Genomic DNA, 16,907 nt, shown 5'->3' with positions numbered 1-16,907 from the left:
CGTCAGATAGTCGTGCAAAGGTATATCCAACCGGGTAGGTAATTACCCGCCCATAACGGTTGAAATCGCCAGTTTCGCCGCATTGCAGCGGAAGAACGGGTAGGTTTCGGGTAGTGTTAGCGCATGACAATCCTGCCAGAGACCCCGATCCCCGTCGCCCTTGGCGATGCCAACCCGCTGGTCCTGTCGGCGCTGTCGGAAGTATTCGAGCGTGATCCCCGATTCTCGCTCGTCACCACCACCGCCACGGCCGAGGGGTTCCTTGGCACCGTGATGCGGGTCAAGGTCGCGCTGGGCGTGATCGACTGGACCCTGCCCGTGCTGGGCGGGCGGCGGCTGATCGAGATCCTGCGCGATCAGGCCGGCGCGCCGCGGCTGGTGGTTTATGGCGACGACACGCGGGGCGAGTTGCCGCGGCTGGCCATGGCGGCGGGTGCTGCGGGTTTCGTCGGGCGCGGCGCGCCGGTGGCGCAACTGCTCGACACCTGCGCGGCGGTGGCGGCGGGACAGATGATGTTTCCCTTCCTCGACGTGCGCGCCCTGCAGGCCGATCCGATCCACCAGCTGACCCCGCGCGAGCGTACCCTGCTCGAGGCGCTGTCAAAGGGCTTGACCAACCGCGAACTGGCGCGCGATTTCCAGATTTCCGCCAACACGGTCAAGTTTCACCTCTCCAACCTGTTCGAGAAGCTGGGCGTCAAGAACCGCGCCCAGGCCATCGCTCAATACTACGCCGCCCGCATGGATGCGGGCTGACGCACGGGCGGGGCTTGACGGGCCCCTCCCCCTCCACCCAGTTTTGCCCCGAAACACCCGAAGGAACCCGACCCCATGAGTTTTCACGTGACCGAGCAGGCCCCCGCACGCCTGAACCGCAGCGAACTGGCCGTCCCCGGCAGCCAGCCCCAGCTTTTCCCCAAGGCCGCGGCCTCGGACGCCGACGTGATCTTCCTTGATCTCGAGGATGCGGTCGCGCCCGATGACAAGCCGCAGGCGCGCAAGAACATCATCAAGGCGCTGAACGAGTTGGACTGGGGCAAAAAGACGATGTCGGTCCGGATCAACGGGCTGGACACGCATTACATGTACCGCGACGTAGTCGACGTGGTGGAACAGGCGGGCGAACGGCTGGACCTGATCATGATCCCCAAGGTGGGCACGGCGGCCGATGTCTATGCCGTCGACATGATGGTGACGCAGATCGAGGCCGCGATCGGCCGCAAGGGCCGGATCGGTTTCGAGCATATCATCGAAACGGCACTTGGGATGCAGAACATCCACGAGATTGCCGCCGCCTCGAAGCGCAACGAAAGCCTGCATTTCGGCGTGGCCGATTATGCCGCCTCGACCCGCGCGCGCACCACGATCATCGGCGGCGCAAACCCCGATTACGCCGTGCTGACTGACCCGCTGGAGGATGGCAGCCGGCAGGTGCACTGGGGCGACATGTGGCATTACGCGCTGGCGCGCATGGTGGTGGCCGCCCGCGCCAACGGGCTGCGCCCGGTCGATGGCCCCTTCGGCGACTTCTCCGATCCTGACGGCTACCGCGCCGCCGCCCGCCGCGCCGCGGTGCTGGGCTGCGAGGGGAAATGGGCGATTCACCCCAGCCAGGTGGCGCTGGCCAACGAGGTGATGAGCCCGTCCGAGGCCGAGGTGACCCGCGCCCAGCGCATCATCGCGGCGATGGAACAAGCCGCCGCCGAGGGCAAGGGCGCGGTTTCGCTCGACGGGCGGCTGATCGACTATGCCTCGATCCGGCAGGCCGAGGTGCTGGTGAGCAAGGCCAAGGCCATCGCCGGGGCGTAAGCAGGCGGCGGCGACAAACGGCGTTTCGCCCGGCGGCACGCCGGGCAGCCCCCGACCGCCCCCCGGGCCGGGGCTTCTCCCCCTCCCGCGGTCGGGGGATGCCCTTTCCTCTTCAAACGAGCCGGCCCTGCTCCACCGGTTCGATCAGCTCCGGCCCGCTGGCCCGGTTGGAATTGACCGCGGTGCCGACCCGGACGAAGGTCAGCGCCTCCTCGGCCGGCGCATGCATCAGCGTAGCCGCGCCGTGCCCGGCCTCGCCCAACCAGAGCGGCCAATCGGCGGGGTCAAGGATCACCGGGATCCGGTCATGGATGCGGGCCATCGCGGCATTGGCCGCACAGGTGACGATGGCGCAGCCCGTCACCCGCTCGCCATCCCGCTCCCAGTCCTGCCAGATGCCCGCCATTACCAGCGGCGCGCCGTCGGCGCGGGTCACGAACCACGGCAAGGGGGTCTGCCCCTTTTCCCGCTTCCATTCGAAGAACCCGTCGCAGGCGACAAGGCAGCGGCGCGCGCGCACCGCGGCGCGAAAGGCGGGCTTTTCGGCCACCGTCTCGGCCCGCGCGTTGATCAGCAGCGGGCCGTCGGTCGGCGTCTTGTACCATGTCGGCACGAACCCCCAGCGCATCGGCCGCAGGTGCCGCAGCCCGGCATCCGAGGTGCAGACGGCGATCGGCATCGTGGGGCAGAGGTTGTAGTTCGGCACCGGCGGCAGGTCGTTGGCGGGCGCAGCCTCGAACAGTTGCGCCATCGCGTCATGCGGCAGGGTGATGGCCATGCGCCCGCACATCGCCTCAGCCCCCGAGCCCCGAATAAAGAAGCATGCCCCAGCCGGTCAGTTCCCGCTCGACCGGAGCCCAGCGCGCGGCGAAGCGGTCGGCGCCGGTCAGCGTGGCAATCTCGGCCAGCGTCCGGCGGCCATCGACCGCGGCGATCAGCGGCGCCGCCTCGACCGGCAGGCGCAGCGTGACCTTCGTCGTGCCCAGCGTCAGCGGCAGGGGCCGCCCCTGCGCCACCGCCTGCGCCAGACGCGCGGGCGGCGTGCCGGGCAAGTGCGGCACCAGCCCGATATCGGCCATCGTCGCGGGCGCGCGCGCCTCGGGCGCGGCATAGCCCACATGCACCTTGAACGTGCCGCGTAGCTTCTCGGCCACGGCCATGGCCACCGCGGGGTCGAGCGGCGGCGCATCCGGCACCAGCCGCGAAAGCTCGTAAAGCGCGGGCCAGCAGAACGAGGCGAGGTGCCAGCCGGTCGCACCCATCACCTCCAGCAATTCCTCCACCGCGAAGGCACGGTCCTGCCCGTGCAGCAGCAGGTCGTAGAACCCCGCATCGCTTTGCTGGTGGTCGCCAAGGTGCGGGTTGGTGCGGAACGGATGCCCCTCGGGCACCTGTGCCATCACCTTGCGCGCGGCCTCCAGCCGGGCCTGCGGTGCAAGCCCGGCAAAGAGCGTTCCGAACGCCTCCTGCAGCGGGTAAACGCCCGACCGCCCCAGCGGCGCATAGACCATGAAGCCCATGCCGCCGCCCGGCGCCAGCGCGGCCCGCAGCGCGGCAAAGCCTGCCGCCGGGTCAGGCAGGTGGTGCAGCACGCCGCAGCAGTCGATGTAATCGAACCGGCCCAGCTCGGCGGCCTCCAGCAGGCTGCCGGTGTGAAAGGTGATGCCCGTCAGCCCCCTCACCTTTGCCCGCGCCTCGGCCATCTGCCGCGCGGCGGTGGACAGGTCGACATAGGTGATTTCGGCCTTCACACCCGCATCCTTCGCCCCCTGCGCGATCTGGATCAGACCGTCACCTGTGCCACCGCCCGCCACCAGCACGCGAAACGGCTGCGACCAGTCGCGCCGCCCGGCGAAGAGGTAATGATCGACCTCCCGCAGCGGCGAGGGCGAACCGGTGATCAGCCGCCGCCGCTCGTCCGCGGGGTCGCGTTCGGGATAGGGGTAGGCCTCATACTGGCTGCGGACATCGACCATGCGGCGACCCTAGCCGCCACCGCAAGCCGCGCCAATGCCGCCCGACGAAAAACGCGCCCCGCGGATCATGCCGCGGGGCGCGCCTGTGTCATTTCCGTATGGACTGTGGCCTATTGGCCGACGGTCTTGATCCGGCCCTCGACCTTGGGATCGATGGTGCCTTTCGCCTCGACGTAATCCATCACGTCATTGGCCATCAGGTTGCCGTTGCCCTTATTGATCAGGACCTTGCCACCGCCGAACGCCGTATAGCCATCGCCGCCGGCAAGCATGTAATCGTTGGTTGCGACCTTGTAGAGCTTGTCAGGATCCAGCGCAGCGCCATTGATCATGACCGAAGCGACGCGGCTGCCCGCCGGGGCGGTCGGGTCATATACCACCTGCAGACCCGAGACCTGCGGGAAACGGCCGGCGCCTTGTTCGACCTGGCTGAAGCCATTTTCAAGCGCGGCCAGCACCTGGCTCCCGGGGATCTGTGTCAACACCGTCACGTTGCCGAACGGCAGTTCCGACAGGATGTCGCGGCGGGTCAGTTCGGTGCCTGCGTCATAGGTCCGGTCGGCACGGATACCGCCGCCATTGGTGATGGCGATATCGGCGTTGGTTGCCGCACGCATCGCGTCGGCAATCAGGTCACCCATCGCCGATTCCTGGCCCCTGACCACGTTGCGACGCGAATCAAGCGGCGTCGACGTCTTGCCGATCACCACGTTCAGGCTGTCATCCAGCTTCTGCGCGAAGGCATCGACCATCTTCTGGGTCTCGGGATCGGGTGTGACGTTGGCCGTGTCGATGAACCGGAAGTTCGGCGTCCATTTCACGCTGCGCTTGCCGTCTTTCTCGGTCACGTCGACCATCAGGTCGAGCGGCGACAGGAAACGCCCGTCAATCGAGGTTTCGACGTAGGCGGTGATGCCGTCATAAGAGGTGCCGTACTGGTGATCGTCGCCCGACATCAACACGTCGAAGGCATGGCTGGCGATCAGTTCGCGGTCCTGCGTCACGGGCGTCTGGGCCACGCCGACGACCAGATCGGCGCCTGCATCGCGCGCGGCCTTGGCGGCCGCGATGCCGGTAGCGACCGAATCGAGGAACTTCAGGTCACCCGTGGTCGAGACTTCGGGTGAGGTATCCTGCGCGATCGGCACCAGCGCGATCTTCAGGCCACCGACCTCTTTCATCATCGTCCCGCCAAGGCCCGCAATGGGCGAGCCGTCGGCATTGGTGATGTTGACCGCACCCCACGGGTATTTCGAGGCGGCCATCTTGTCCATGAAGTTGGCCGGGCCAAAGTCGAACTCGTGGTTACCCGGAACCGCGTAGTCGAACGGCACGATGTTGGTCAGGTCGATCGTGTTCTGCCCTTTATCAAAGCCGGACAGCAGCGAGGGCGACAGCATGTCGCCGTCCATGACGTAGATCGTGTTGGGATTGGCCTCGCGCTCGGCCCGCGCCACTGCGTTCATGCGGGCAAAACCGCCACGACCGTGGTCTTCCTGGAATTGATAGATGTCGCCGACGCCGAAGATGGTGATCTTCACCGTGTCGGCCAGAGCAGGCAGCGCAAACGCGCCGCTGATCGCGGTCGCGCCAAGGGCCAGCGCCATCAGGCGGGTGGCTGTGCGTTTCATGTGGCAGTCTCCCCAATGTGGATAATGTCTGCGGGCATCGTCGCGACAAAGCGGACGAGAGTCAAAGCCCGATAGCGGGCTGGTCGCATGCCCGCATGACGTCCCGGTGACACTGCCTGCGCGGCGGGCATTGACGTTGCGGCGGGGCGCGGGCATCACCTTCGCCATGCTGATCTACAAGATCTTCCGCGCCCCCGAATGGGCAACACTTCAGGCCGAGGGGCGCACCCGCGGCGCCCCGGTCGATCTTGCCGACGGCTATATCCATTTCTCCACGCCCGAACAGGCACCCGAGACCGCGGCCAAGTATTTCGCCGGGATCGAGGGGCTGGAACTCGTCGCTTGCGAGGCCACCACGCTGGGCCCCGCGCTGCGCTGGGAAAAGTCGCGAGGCGGCGCGCTTTTCCCGCATCTTTACCGAGAGTTGCGGATGCGCGACGTCGCCTGGCACCGGCCGCTGCCGCTGGAAAACGGCCGCCACGTCTTCCCCCCGGCATGAGCCTGGCCGACGATCTTGCATTGGCCGCGCTGCGCCGGATCGACCCCGAGCGCGCGCATGGGCTGGCCTTGGCCGCCCTTCGGATGGGCCTTGGACCGCATCCGGGGCCTGTCACCTCCGGGCGGCTGGCCTGTCGCGTGGCCGGGCTGGCGCTGCCCAACCCGGTGGGGCTGGCCGCAGGCTTTGATAAGAACGCGGTGGCGTTGCGCGGGATTTCGCGGCTGGGCTTCGGCTTTGTTGAGGTGGGCGCGGTCACGCCCCGCCCACAGCCCGGCAACCCCCGCCCGCGCCTATTCCGCCTGACCGAGGATGCCGCCGCGATCAACCGTTTCGGCTTCAATAACGAGGGGATGGAGACCGTGGCCGCGCGGCTGGCTGCACGCCGACCCGGCGTAATCGGCCTGAACCTTGGCGCCAACAAGGACAGCGAAGACCGCGCGGGCGATTTCGCCAAAGTGCTGGCGCGCTGCGGCGCAAACCTCGATTTCGCCACCGTCAACGTCTCCTCGCCCAACACCGAACGGCTGCGCGAGTTGCAGGGCAAAGCCGCGCTGGCCGGGCTGCTGGCCCGCGTGACCGAGGCCAATGCCGCCCTGCCCCGCCCGCTGCCGATCTTCCTCAAGATCGCGCCGGACCTCGGGCTGGACGAACTGGCCGATATCGTCGCCGTGGCCGAGGGGGCGGGGCTGGCCGGCATCGTGGCGACGAACACCACACTGTCGCGCGATGGTCTGAAAAGTGCATTCCGCGACGAGAAAGGCGGCCTTTCCGGCGCTCCGCTGTTCGAAAAGTCCACGCGCGTCCTGGCGCAGTTGGCCGGCATGACGCGCCTGCCGCTGATCGGCGTGGGCGGGATCGGCAGCGCCGAAGACGCCTATGCCAAGATCCGCGCCGGGGCGAGCGCGGTGCAGCTTTACACCGCGCTGGTCTATCGCGGCGCGGGGCTGGCGGCCGAGATCGCACGGGGGCTGGACGCCCTGCTGGAGCGCGACGGCTACGCCAATGTCGCGCAGGCGGTGGGTACCGGGCGGGCGGCCTGGACCTGACGCGCTAGACCGCCGCCAGCAGCGCCGGGAACCGCTGCCACAGCGTCAGGCCGCGCGCGACGAACAGCACCATCAGCCCGGCCCACAGGCCATGATTGCCGAAGGCGGGGATCAGCACCGCAAGGCTGGCCGCGTAGATCGCCACCGACAGCGCCATCGCGTTGCGCATCTCGCGGGTGCGGGTGGCGCCGATGAAGATGCCGTCGAACATCCACGCGGCGATGCCCAGCACCGGCGACAGCACCACCCACAACAGGTAACCCTTCGCCGCCGCCCGCACCTCGGGCGCAGTCGTCATCGCGTCGATGATCGCGGGACCGAGGGTGAAAAAGCCCAGCGCCAACAACAGCGCCCCCGCCGCGCCCCACTGGCTGGTCAGCCATGCCGCCCGCCGCAGCCGCCCGACGCTGCGCGCGCCAACCGCCTGCCCCACCAGCGATTCGGCGGAAAAGGCAAACCCGTCAAGGCCATAGGCAGTCACCTGGAAGAACTGCAGCAGCACCTGGTTGGCGGCCAGCGTCACGTCACCCTGCCGGGCGCCGAGGAAGGTGAAGGCGGTAAAGCTCAGCTGCAGCACGACCGAGCGGATCATGATGTCGGTATTGACCGCCAGCATCCGCTTCAGCCGCCCCCGGTCGAACACCCGCGCCCAGTTGCGCCACTGCGCCCCGGCAAAGGCCGGCCGCGCCAGCCACAGGCCGAAGGCCAGGCCGCTCCATTCCGAAATCAGAGTCGCGCCGGCCACGCCCTGCACGCCCCAGGCCAGCCCCAGCACGAACCACAGGTCCAGCACCACGTTCAGCCCGTTCATCCACAGCTGCAACGCCAGCACCGCGCGGCTGCGTTCCACCGCGATCAGCCAGCCGTTCACGGCATAAAGCGCGATGGCCGCGGGCGCGCCCCAGATGCGGATGGCAAGGTATTCCCGCGCCAGCCCCTCGACCTGCGCCGTCGCAGGCGCCACCGCAAAGGCGCCCGCCATTAACGGCACTTGCAGCACGATGAAGGCCGCCCCTGCCGCGCCGCCGATCATCAGCGCGCGGGTCAGCAGCGCCCCGGTTTCGGCCAGGTCGCCCGCGCCATGCGCCTGCGCCACCATGCCCGAGGTGCCCATCCGCAGGAAACCGAAGACCCAGTAAAGCGTCGTCAGGATCACCGCGCCAAGGCCCACCGCGCCAATCGGCGCGGCCTGCCCCAATTGGCCCACGACGCCGGTATCGACCACGCCCAGCAGCGGCACGGTGGCATTGGACAGCACGATCGGCAGCGCGATCTTCAGCACCCGACCGTGGGTCAGGCGCACGTCATGTGAGGCCGCCTCGCGCGCGGCGGGCATCACGTCATCGTCTTGTCTGGGGGACATCGGTCCACTCCGCATGGAATTCGACAGGGGATTCGGCCGCGCATCGCGCGAAAGCCCCCTAGCGCCGCGACAGGGCCGCGCGGGTCTCCCTGAAAAAACGCCACGGCAGGCGCGCGCGGTCGGCAATATCGAAAACCCGTGTCATGCGCTCAGGCGTAGACCCGGGCCCGCGGTCGGTCAAGCCGGGTACTTACCCCTCGCGCGACGGCATCAGGAAATGCCCCGTCGCCTGCACGAACAGACGGTCGCGGTTGTCCTGCCAGCCCTCGACATGAACACTGGCATAGCGCCGACCCGACCGGTTGATCCGCGCCCGCGCATAGGCATCGCGCGGCAGGCCCGAGCGCAGGTAATCTACCGTGAAGTCGATGGTCTTGGGCAGGCGGACGGGCGGCAGGGCCTCGGGCGGCGCGCCGCTCTCCATCTCGTCCCAGAGAATCGCCCAGGCCAGTTCGATGATCGCGGTGACCTCAAGGAATGCGGCCGTCGCCCCGCCATGCAGCGCGGGCAGCACCGGGTTGCCGATCAGCTTGTCGTCATAGGGCAGCACCGCCGTCAACTCGTCGCCGCGCCGGTCGAAGTGAACACCGAGAAAGCCGATATAGGGCACCTGATTGACCAGCGCCTGCAACGCCCCGTCGCGCCGCTGCTTGACCACCTGAACGGGTTCGGGCCGGCGGATCATGCGCGGGCCTCCTTCGCCCATTCCACGGTGAAGGCGCCCGTCGCCGTGGCCACCGGCCGGGTGTCATCTTGATCGACGGCCACCGCCCGCACAAAGGCGACAGAGCGCGTCATCTGGTACACCTCCGCCGTCGCGGTAATCCGGTGCCCGGCGGTGGCGGGGCGCATGTAGTCAATCCGCAAATCCAGCGTCGCGGTGCCGATCGGGCCCGCCGGATGCGCCATCACCGCCGCCCCGCCGCAGGTATCCATCAGCGCCGACACCGCGCCGCCGTGGATCACCCCCGTCTCGGGGTCGCCCACAAGATGCGGCGCGTGGGCCATCGCGATCACCGCACGCCCCTCGCCCACCTCCTGAAGTTCCATCCCCAGCGCGCGAGCATGCGGAATCGCGGCGATGAACTGGCGCGCGATGCGGTCGCGGCGGTCCTGGGGGCTGTCGGTCATCGGGCTCTCCGGCGGTCTGGGTCCAGCTTGTCACCTCGGGCGGCAGGGGCAAGCGGTTTGTGGCGGCCCCACCCCGCGCCACGCGGTTGCCGACCCCCGACCGCCCCGCTACCATGCCGCGCGAGGGAGGTCTGAATGCCCGAGACTCGCCTGAGCTTCAAGGAGATGTGCGCGCGCTTCGACGTGACCCCGCGCACGCTGCGCTACTATGAATACATCGAACTGCTGGCGCCCGAACGCGAGGGCCGCGCGCGGTATTACGGCCCGCGCGAACTGGCCCGGATGACGCTGATCCTGCGCGGACGCAAGTTCGGCTTCAGCCTTGAGGATATCCGCCAGTGGCTGCTGATCTACGAAAAGGAAGGCACCCAGGCGCAAATGCGCAAATGGGTCGCGCTGGCCGACAGGCAACTGGTGGATCTGGCCGAGCAGAAACGCAACCTTGACGAAACCATTGCCGAATTGAAGGCCTTGCGCGACGAAACTGCGCGCTCGTTGGGCTGAACGCACACGCGACGCAGCGTTACGTTGACGTTAACGTCATCTTGGCTTGCCATGCCGGCTCCGGCGCGACACATGGATGGACAAGACCAGTCCAAACCGGTGCCAATCCGATGCCTGACGATACCTTGACCATCTCCGAGATGTGCGCCGCCTTCGGCGTGACGCCGCGCGCCCTGCGCTTCTACGAATCCAAGGAACTGTTGTTCCCGATCCGGCAGGGCCAGAAGCGCCTCTTCACCAAACGCGACCGCGCCCGGCTCAAGCTGATCCTTCGCGGCAAGCGCTTTGGCTTCAGCCTCGAGGAAATTCGCCAGCTTCTCGACCTTTATCATATGGGCGACAGCCAGTTGACCCAGTTGTCACGCACGCTTGATCTCGCCCGACTACACCTTGCCGACATGGAGGCGCAACGCGCCGAACTCGACGAGGCCATCGCTGAATTGAAAGAGCAGATGGACTGGGGCGAGAAGAAGCTCGCCAGCCTGTCCAAATCCGGCCACGCCGCCGCCTGAGATCACGCCAAGAGAGAGACCCACGATGCCCAGCTTCACCGCGCCTACAAAGGACCTTCTCTTCGTCCTGCACGATCTTCTGAAGGTCGAGACGCAGGACATCCCCGGCTTTGCCGAGCTTGACCGCGATTTCACCTCCGCCGTGCTGGAAGAGGCCGGCAAGATGGCCGCCGACGTGCTCGCCCCGCTCAACACCGTGGGCGATGTGGAGGGCTGCCGGCTGGAAAACGGGATCGTGCGCACCCCCACCGGCTTCAAGGAGGCCTTCGCCCAGATGCGCGAGGGCGGCTGGACCGCCATCGACTGCGACCCCGATTATGGCGGGCAGGGCCTACCTTACGTCATGCACACCGCCGCGCAGGAGCCGATGGTTAGCGCCAACATGGCCTTCAACATGTACCAGGGCCTGACCCACGGCGCCTATTCGGCGATCTACTTCCACGGCTCGGACGACCAGAAACGCACCTACCTGCCCAAGCTTGTCAGCTGCGAATGGACCGGCACGATGAACCTGACCGAGCCGCATTGTGGCACCGACCTGGGCCTGATGCGGACCAAGGCCGTGCCGCAGGACGACGGCACCTACAAGGTGTCCGGCCAGAAGATCTTTATCTCGGCGGGCGAACACGACATGGCCGAGAACATCATCCACCTCGTGCTGGCCAAGATCCCCGGCGGACCCGAGGGCATCAAGGGCGTCTCGCTCTTCATCGTGCCGAAATTCCTCGTGAACGCCGATGGCAGCCTTGGCGCGCGCAACGGCGTCAGCTGCGGCAAGGTCGAAGAAAAGATGGGCATCCACGGCAACGCCACCTGCGTGATGAACTACGACGAGGCGACGGGCTATCTTGTCGGCGAGGAACACAAGGGCATGCGCGCCATGTTCACCATGATGAACGAGGCGCGGCTGGGCGTCGGCCTGCAGGGCTATGCCCAGGCCGAGGCCGCATACCAGAACGCGCTGACCTACGCCAAGGACCGCCTGCAGGGCCGCGACGTGACCGGCGCCAAATACCCCGAAAAGGCCGCTGACCCGATCATCGTGCACCCCGACATCCGCCGCAACCTGATGGACCAGAAGTCCTTCGTCGAAGGCGCGCGCGCCTTCACGCTCTGGGGCGCCTCATTGATCGACCGCGCGCACAAATGCGACGATGCCGCCGCAGATGGGCTGATCTCGCTGCTAACCCCGGTCATCAAGGGCTTCCTGACTGACAAGGGCTTCGAGATGACGGTCGCCGCCCAGCAGGTCTACGGCGGGCATGGCTACATCGAGGAATGGGGCATGTCGCAATTCGCCCGCGACGCCCGGATCGCGATGATCTACGAAGGCGCCAACGGCATTCAGGCGCTCGACCTCGTGGGCCGCAAGCTGGCGCTGGACGGCGGCAAGCACGTCATGGCCTTCTTCGACATGGTCAAGACCTTCATCAAGGAAAACGAGGACAACGCCGCGCTCAAGGCCGATTTCCTCGACCCGCTGAAGGCGGCGAGCAAGGATCTGCAGGCCGCCGGCATGTTCTTCATGCAATCGGGCATGAAGGCGCCCAACGACGCGCTGGCAGGGTCCTATGATTTCATGCACATGATGGGCCATGTCTGCCTTGGCCTGATGTGGGCGCGGATGGCCCGGGCGGCAATGGAGGCGCTCGAGAACGGCGCGACCGATACCGCCTTCTACGAAACCAAGATCGCCACCGGGCGCTACTACATGGCGCGCCAGTTGCCGGCGACGGCCATGCACCTTGCCCGGATCATGACCGGCGCCAACACCGTGATGGCGCTGGAGGCTGCGAATTTCTGAAAGGTCTGGAGGGCGGGCCCGCCCACCAGACCGGAATGGAGGAGAGGATGCCCCGACGTCTGCGCCTGACACGCCGCTTTCCAGTGGCGATGTCCGAGGACGGTTACCGTCGCCTGCGCCGATTTGCGGCCGAGGCAGGTCTGGACGAGGGCGAGGCGCTGTCCTTTCTCTTCGAGAATTTCGACAGCGTGATCGACGGCGAGACCTTTGGCCACCGCCTGCGGCTTTTCAACGCGGAACTGGAGGCGCGCAAGAAATGACGACGCTCCCGTGGCGGGCTGCGGGACGCCTCCGGCGGGGGAGTATTTGGGGCAAGATGAAGGGCAAGGGCTGCCTGTCCCGGTCCGGCCGGAGCGGGACGCGGGACAGGGCTTCACCTTGCAGGGCCATCGGCTCTCCAGCCTGTACCCTGCCGCAAGGATGACCGATCAAGGTTAAGGGGACGTGAACGCGCCCCTTCATCTTGCCAGAAATACTCTCCGGGGGTCCGGGGGTGGAAAACCCCCGGCGCCGATGCCGGGACCAGAGGGAAGGAACGACGCGATGGCCATGGAACTCTACTGCTTCGGCGAAAGCGGCAATGCCTACAAGGCGGCGCTGACCCTGACGCTGGCCGGCGAGGAGTGGACGCCGCGCTTCGTCGATTTCTTCAACGGCGAAACCCGCACACCGGAATTCCGGGCGCTCAACGTCATGGGTGAAGTGCCGGTGATGATCGACGGCGATAACGTGCTGACCCAGTCGGGCGTGATCCAGGACTACATCAGCTCCAAGACCGGCAAGCTGGGCGGTCGTTCGGCCGCCGAACGGCGCGAGGTGCTGCGCTGGATGTTCTTCGACAATCACAAGGTCTCGGGCGTGGCCGGATCGCTCCGCTTCAACATGAACTTCCTGCCCGAGGCCAAGCGCAGCACCGAGGTGAACGCATTTCTCGCCGGCCGCCTTGGCGCCGCACTGAAGATCCTTGAAACACAGCTGACCGGGCGCGACTGGCTGGCCGGGGCCGACATCACCATCGCCGACATCGCCTGCTGTTCCTATCTCTACTACCCCGAGGACTTCACGTTCGACCGCGCCGCATGGCCCGCGATCGACGCCTGGCTGGACCGCATCGCCGCCCAGCCGGGCTGGAAACACCCCTATGACATGATGCAGCGGGCCTTTCCGCCTGCGCCCCGCGCCTGAAGGAGATCATCGATGACCGAAGCCTATATCTATGACGCCGTCCGCACACCCCGCGGCAAGGGGCGGCCCGACGGCAGCCTGCACGAGGTGACCAGCGTGCGCCTTTCGGCGCAGGTGCTCGATGCGCTGAAGGAGCGCAACGGGCTGGAGGGCCATGCCGTCGAGGACGTGATCTGGGGCAACGTCACTCAGGTGGGCGAACAGGGCGGTTGCCTTGCGCGCACCGCGGTGCTGGCCTCGGGGCTGGACCAGTCGATCCCGGGCCTGGCCATCAACCGCTTCTGCGCGTCCGGTATGGAGGCGGTGAACCTTGCTGCGAACCAGGTGCGCGGCGGGGCGGGCGCGGCCTATATCGCCGGCGGGGTCGAGATGATGGGCCGCGTCGCGATGGGCAGCGATGGCGCCGCGATCGCCGTCGACCCCTCGGTGGCGATGGAGACCTATTTCGTCCCGCAAGGCATCAGCGCCGACATCATCGCCACCGAATACGGTTTTAGCCGCGACCAGGCCGATGCGCTGGCGGTGGAATCGCAGCGCCGCGCCAAGGCCGCCTGGGACGACAAGCGTTTCGCGAAGTCGATCATCACCGTGCGCGACATCAACGGACTGCCGATCCTGTCGCATGACGAGTTCATGCGGCCCCAGACCGATATGCAGGCGCTGGGCGCGCTGGAGCCCAGCTTCAAGGCGATGGGCGAGGTGATGCCGGGCTTCGACAAGGTCGCGCTGATGAAATACCCGCATCTGGAGCGGATCAATCACATCCACCACGCCGGCAATTCCTCGGGCATCGTCGACGGATCGGCCGGGGTGCTGATCGGCTCGAAGGAATGGGGCGAGGCGCATGGGTTGAAACCCCGCGCGCGCATCCGCGCCACCGCCAAGATCGGCACCGATCCCACCATCATGCTGACCGGCCCCGTGCCGGTGACCGAGAAGATCCTGCGCGACAGCGGCATGGCGATATCGGACATCGACCTCTTCGAAGTGAACGAGGCGTTCGCCTCCGTCGTGCTGCGGTTCATGCAGGCCTTTGACGTCGATCCTGACCTCGTCAACGTCAACGGCGGGGCCATCGCCATGGGTCACCCGCTGGGCGCGACCGGGGCAATCATCATCGGCACGCTGCTGGACGAATTGGAGCGCAGCGACCGCGAAGTCGGCCTTGCCACCCTCTGCATCGCGTCCGGCATGGGCGCGGCCACCATCATCGAACGCGTGTAAGGACCTGACATCATGACCGATTTCACCTCTGTCACCGACGCCGACGGCGTGGCCGTCATCACCTGGGACGTGAAAACCAAATCGATGAACGTGATGTCGCGCGAGTCGATGGCGCATCTGAACGACCTGATCGACGCCGCCCTGGCCGACCCCGCCGTCAAGGGCATCGTCATCACCTCCGGCAAGGACAGCTTTGCCGGCGGCATGGACCTCAACACGCTGGCGAAGATCCGCGACGAGGGCGGCGACGATCCCGCGCAAAGCCTCTTCGATTTCACGATGGCCGGCCACAAGATGCTGCGCAAGATCGAGCGCGCGGGGATGGAGCCCAAGACCAACAAGGGCGGCAAGCCGATTGCCGCCGCCCTGCCCGGCACGGCGCTGGGCATCGGGCTGGAACTGCCGCTGGCCTGCCACCGCATCTTTGCCGCCGACAATCCCAAGGCCCGGATCGGCCTGCCCGAGATCCTTGTCGGCATCTTCCCCGGCGCGGGCGGCACCACCCGGCTGGTGCGCAAGATGGGCGCGATGGCGGCCTCGCCGCTGCTGCTGGAAGGCAAGCTGAACGACCCGAAGAAGGCCAAGGCGCTGGGTGTGATCGACGAGGTCGTGCCGGCCGACGAGCTGTTGTCTGCCGCCAAGGCCTGGGTCCTGTCGTCGCCCGCCATCGTCAAGCCGTGGGACGAGAAGGGCTACAAGATGCCCGGTGGCGCACCCTATCACCCGGCGGGGTTCATGACCTTCGTCGGTGCCTCGGCCATGGTCAACGGCCAGACGCAGGGGGTTTACCCCGCGGCCAAGGCGCTGCTTTCGGCGGTCTATGAAGGCGCGCTGGTGCCCTTCGACACGGCGCTGAAGATCGAGGCGCGCTGGTTCACCCATGTGCTGATGAACCCCTCGTCTTCCGCGATGATCCGCAGCCTGTTCATCAACAAGGAGGCGCTGGAGAAGGGCGCCAACCGGCCCGCCGTGCCCGATCAGAAGGTCACGAAGCTGGGCGTGCTGGGGGCCGGCATGATGGGCGCGGGCATTGCCTATGTCGCGGCCAACGCGGGCATCGAGGTGGTGTTGATCGACGCCACGCAAGAGGCCGCCGAGCGGGGCCGCGCCCATTCCGAGGCGATCCTCGACAAGGGCATCGCCCGCAAGAAGGTGACGCCGGAGAAGAAGGCACAGGTGCTGGGCCGCATCACCGCCACCACCGATTACGCCGCGCTGCAAGGCTGCGACCTGATCGTCGAGGCGGTGTTCGAAGATGTCGGCGTAAAGGCCGAGGTGACGAAGAATGTGCAGGCGGTCACGGGGCCAGATTGCATTTTCGCAACCAACACCTCCACTCTTCCCATCACTGAACTGGCGAAAGCCAGCACTAATCCGACCAACTTTATCGGCATCCACTTCTTCAGTCCGGTCGACAAGATGAACCTTGTCGAGATTATCAAGGGCGAAAAGACCGGCGAGGTTGCGGTGGCCAAGGCGCTCGATTTCGTGCGCCAGATCCGCAAGACGCCGATCGTGGTGAACGATGCGCGCTTCTTCTACGCCAACCGCTGCATCATCCCCTACATCAACGAGGGCATCCGCATGGTGGCCGAGGGGGTTGCCCCCGCGCTGATCGAAAACGCCGCGAAACTGGTGGGCATGCCGCTGGGCCCGCTGCAGCTGGTGGACGAAACCTCGATCGACCTTGGCGTGAAGATCGCCAAGGCGACCAAGGCCGCGATGGGCGATGCCTATCCCGACGGCGCGGTGGACGAGGTGCTGTTCTGGATGGCTGACCAGGGCCGGATGGGCCGCAAGTCGAAATCGGGCTTTTACGCCTATGACGAGAAGGGCACGCGGCTGGGCCTGTGGGAGGGCCTCGCGGCGAAGTATCCGCAGGCCAAGGATCAGCCCGACCTGACCACCGTGCAGCATCGCCTGCTTTTCGCGCAGGTGCTGGAGGCGGTGCGCGCGCTGGAAGATGGCGTGCTGACCGACATCCGCGAGGGCGACGTGGGCGCGATCCTTGGCTGGGGCTTTGCACCTTGGTCGGGCGGGCCGTTCAGCTGGCTCGACATGCTGGGCGCGCCCTACGCCGTTGAACGTTGCGACGCGCTGACAGAGGCATTCGGCGCGCGGTTCACCGCACCTGCCCTGCTGCGCGAGATGGCCGAGAACGGAGATGGCTTCTACGGGCGATTTGCCGCCACGCCCAAAGCGGCCTGAGGCGGGCCGTCCGGA

Annotated in this window: 17 protein-coding genes; 11 read left to right on the top strand and 6 right to left on the bottom strand. The window is 66.9% G+C overall.

Annotated features, from left to right (window positions below; all coding sequences use genetic code 11):
* The first annotated feature begins 123 nt into the window (after positions 1–123).
* Together GC146_RS00875 and GC146_RS00870 are read left to right on the top strand one after the other, a co-directional pair.
* A complete protein-coding gene (locus tag GC146_RS00875) occupies positions 124–756 on the top strand; it encodes a response regulator transcription factor (protein WP_291833032.1) in 633 nt (210 codons plus the stop codon).
* A 75-nt stretch (positions 757–831) separates the two neighbouring features.
* Positions 832–1,809 (top strand): CoA ester lyase, encoded by a 978-nt coding sequence (locus tag GC146_RS00870; RefSeq protein WP_291833030.1) that lies wholly within the window; start codon positions 832–834, stop codon positions 1,807–1,809.
* 112 nt (positions 1,810–1,921) lie between these two features.
* Here GC146_RS00870 and GC146_RS00865 read toward each other — a convergent pair whose 3' ends face one another.
* From GC146_RS00865 to GC146_RS00855, 3 genes are all read right to left on the bottom strand, one after another.
* Positions 1,922–2,599: an SOS response-associated peptidase gene (locus GC146_RS00865; protein WP_291833025.1), complete on the bottom strand. Its 678-nt coding sequence runs from the start codon at positions 2,597–2,599 to the stop codon at positions 1,922–1,924.
* Between the two features lie 4 nt (positions 2,600–2,603).
* The gene (locus GC146_RS00860; RefSeq protein ID WP_291833022.1) at positions 2,604–3,785 is read right to left on the bottom strand and encodes a class I SAM-dependent methyltransferase; all 1,182 of its coding nucleotides are present in this window, start codon (positions 3,783–3,785) and stop codon (positions 2,604–2,606) included.
* A gap of 110 nt (positions 3,786–3,895) precedes the next feature.
* On the bottom strand, positions 3,896–5,416 hold the full coding sequence (locus GC146_RS00855; protein WP_291833018.1) for a 5'-nucleotidase C-terminal domain-containing protein: 1,521 nt from the start codon (positions 5,414–5,416) through the stop codon (positions 3,896–3,898).
* A gap of 166 nt (positions 5,417–5,582) precedes the next feature.
* Between GC146_RS00855 and GC146_RS00850 the strand changes: the two genes are divergently transcribed.
* On the top strand, positions 5,583–5,915 hold the full coding sequence (locus tag GC146_RS00850; protein WP_291833408.1) for a DUF952 domain-containing protein: 333 nt from the start codon (positions 5,583–5,585) through the stop codon (positions 5,913–5,915).
* The gene (locus GC146_RS00845) at positions 5,912–6,961 is read left to right on the top strand and encodes a quinone-dependent dihydroorotate dehydrogenase (RefSeq protein WP_291833016.1); all 1,050 of its coding nucleotides are present in this window, start codon (positions 5,912–5,914) and stop codon (positions 6,959–6,961) included. The genes GC146_RS00850 and GC146_RS00845 overlap by 4 nt, the downstream gene beginning before the upstream one ends.
* 4 nt (positions 6,962–6,965) lie before the next feature.
* On the opposite strand, the gene GC146_RS00840 is transcribed toward GC146_RS00845, so the two are convergent.
* From GC146_RS00840 to GC146_RS00830, 3 genes are all read right to left on the bottom strand, one after another.
* The gene (locus GC146_RS00840) at positions 6,966–8,297 is read right to left on the bottom strand and encodes an MATE family efflux transporter (protein WP_291833405.1); all 1,332 of its coding nucleotides are present in this window, start codon (positions 8,295–8,297) and stop codon (positions 6,966–6,968) included.
* A gap of 217 nt (positions 8,298–8,514) precedes the next feature.
* Positions 8,515–9,009: a PaaI family thioesterase gene (locus tag GC146_RS00835; RefSeq protein ID WP_291833014.1), complete on the bottom strand. Its 495-nt coding sequence runs from the start codon at positions 9,007–9,009 to the stop codon at positions 8,515–8,517.
* Entirely contained in the window at positions 9,006–9,455 is a 450-nt protein-coding gene (locus GC146_RS00830; RefSeq protein WP_291833011.1) for a PaaI family thioesterase, read from the bottom strand. Before GC146_RS00830 ends, GC146_RS00835 begins: the two co-directional genes overlap by 4 nt.
* Before the next feature lie 135 nt (positions 9,456–9,590).
* On the opposite strand from GC146_RS00830, the gene GC146_RS00825 reads away from it, so the two are divergent.
* The 7 genes from GC146_RS00825 (at position 9,591) to GC146_RS00795 (ending at position 16,892) form a co-directional block, all read left to right on the top strand.
* Positions 9,591–9,959, top strand: a complete 369-nt coding sequence (locus GC146_RS00825) for a MerR family DNA-binding transcriptional regulator (protein WP_291833008.1) — start codon at positions 9,591–9,593, stop codon at positions 9,957–9,959.
* Positions 9,960–10,069: 110 nt separating this feature from the next.
* Positions 10,070–10,471, top strand: a complete 402-nt coding sequence (locus GC146_RS00820; RefSeq protein ID WP_291833006.1) for a MerR family DNA-binding transcriptional regulator — start codon at positions 10,070–10,072, stop codon at positions 10,469–10,471.
* Between the two features lie 25 nt (positions 10,472–10,496).
* The gene (locus tag GC146_RS00815) at positions 10,497–12,275 is read left to right on the top strand and encodes an acyl-CoA dehydrogenase C-terminal domain-containing protein (protein ID WP_291833003.1); all 1,779 of its coding nucleotides are present in this window, start codon (positions 10,497–10,499) and stop codon (positions 12,273–12,275) included.
* A 47-nt stretch (positions 12,276–12,322) separates the two neighbouring features.
* Positions 12,323–12,535 (top strand): hypothetical protein, encoded by a 213-nt coding sequence (locus GC146_RS00810; protein ID WP_291833000.1) that lies wholly within the window; start codon positions 12,323–12,325, stop codon positions 12,533–12,535.
* A 283-nt stretch (positions 12,536–12,818) separates the two neighbouring features.
* Positions 12,819–13,460 (top strand): glutathione S-transferase family protein, encoded by a 642-nt coding sequence (locus GC146_RS00805; RefSeq protein WP_291832997.1) that lies wholly within the window; start codon positions 12,819–12,821, stop codon positions 13,458–13,460.
* A gap of 12 nt (positions 13,461–13,472) precedes the next feature.
* On the top strand, positions 13,473–14,684 hold the full coding sequence (locus GC146_RS00800) for an acetyl-CoA C-acetyltransferase (protein WP_291832994.1): 1,212 nt from the start codon (positions 13,473–13,475) through the stop codon (positions 14,682–14,684).
* Between the two features lie 12 nt (positions 14,685–14,696).
* Positions 14,697–16,892: a 3-hydroxyacyl-CoA dehydrogenase NAD-binding domain-containing protein gene (locus GC146_RS00795; RefSeq protein ID WP_291832990.1), complete on the top strand. Its 2,196-nt coding sequence runs from the start codon at positions 14,697–14,699 to the stop codon at positions 16,890–16,892.
* Positions 16,893–16,907 lie beyond the last annotated feature (15 nt).

It is taken from the genome of Limimaricola sp., from assembly GCF_016125575.1.
GTDB lineage: Bacteria > Pseudomonadota > Alphaproteobacteria > Rhodobacterales > Rhodobacteraceae > WGLM01.
The sequence above is the reverse complement of the archived record's forward strand: the minus strand, read 5'-3'. Positions and strand labels throughout refer to the sequence as shown.

Excerpts from the sequence above, each read along its gene's own strand:
- GC146_RS00800 (WP_291832994.1), top strand. The coding sequence starts at position 13,473 with ATGACCGAAGCCTATATCTATGACGCCGTCCGCACACCCCGCGGCAAG.
- GC146_RS00870 (WP_291833030.1), top strand. The coding sequence starts at position 832 with ATGAGTTTTCACGTGACCGAGCAGGCCCCCGCACGCCTGAACCGCAGC.
- GC146_RS00865 (WP_291833025.1), bottom strand. The coding sequence starts at position 2,599 with ATGTGCGGGCGCATGGCCATCACCCTGCCGCATGACGCGATGGCGCAA.
- GC146_RS00830 (WP_291833011.1), bottom strand. The coding sequence starts at position 9,455 with ATGACCGACAGCCCCCAGGACCGCCGCGACCGCATCGCGCGCCAGTTC.
- GC146_RS00840 (WP_291833405.1), bottom strand. The coding sequence starts at position 8,297 with ATGCCCGCCGCGCGCGAGGCGGCCTCACATGACGTGCGCCTGACCCAC.
- GC146_RS00875 (WP_291833032.1), top strand. The coding sequence starts at position 124 with ATGACAATCCTGCCAGAGACCCCGATCCCCGTCGCCCTTGGCGATGCC.
- GC146_RS00835 (WP_291833014.1), bottom strand. The coding sequence starts at position 9,009 with ATGATCCGCCGGCCCGAACCCGTTCAGGTGGTCAAGCAGCGGCGCGAC.
- GC146_RS00815 (WP_291833003.1), top strand. The coding sequence starts at position 10,497 with ATGCCCAGCTTCACCGCGCCTACAAAGGACCTTCTCTTCGTCCTGCAC.
- GC146_RS00805 (WP_291832997.1), top strand. The coding sequence starts at position 12,819 with ATGGCCATGGAACTCTACTGCTTCGGCGAAAGCGGCAATGCCTACAAG.
- GC146_RS00860 (WP_291833022.1), bottom strand. The coding sequence starts at position 3,785 with ATGGTCGATGTCCGCAGCCAGTATGAGGCCTACCCCTATCCCGAACGC.
- GC146_RS00825 (WP_291833008.1), top strand. The coding sequence starts at position 9,591 with ATGCCCGAGACTCGCCTGAGCTTCAAGGAGATGTGCGCGCGCTTCGAC.
- GC146_RS00855 (WP_291833018.1), bottom strand. The coding sequence starts at position 5,416 with ATGAAACGCACAGCCACCCGCCTGATGGCGCTGGCCCTTGGCGCGACC.
- GC146_RS00845 (WP_291833016.1), top strand. The coding sequence starts at position 5,912 with ATGAGCCTGGCCGACGATCTTGCATTGGCCGCGCTGCGCCGGATCGAC.
- GC146_RS00810 (WP_291833000.1), top strand. The coding sequence starts at position 12,323 with ATGCCCCGACGTCTGCGCCTGACACGCCGCTTTCCAGTGGCGATGTCC.
- GC146_RS00795 (WP_291832990.1), top strand. The coding sequence starts at position 14,697 with ATGACCGATTTCACCTCTGTCACCGACGCCGACGGCGTGGCCGTCATC.
- GC146_RS00850 (WP_291833408.1), top strand. The coding sequence starts at position 5,583 with ATGCTGATCTACAAGATCTTCCGCGCCCCCGAATGGGCAACACTTCAG.
- GC146_RS00820 (WP_291833006.1), top strand. The coding sequence starts at position 10,070 with ATGCCTGACGATACCTTGACCATCTCCGAGATGTGCGCCGCCTTCGGC.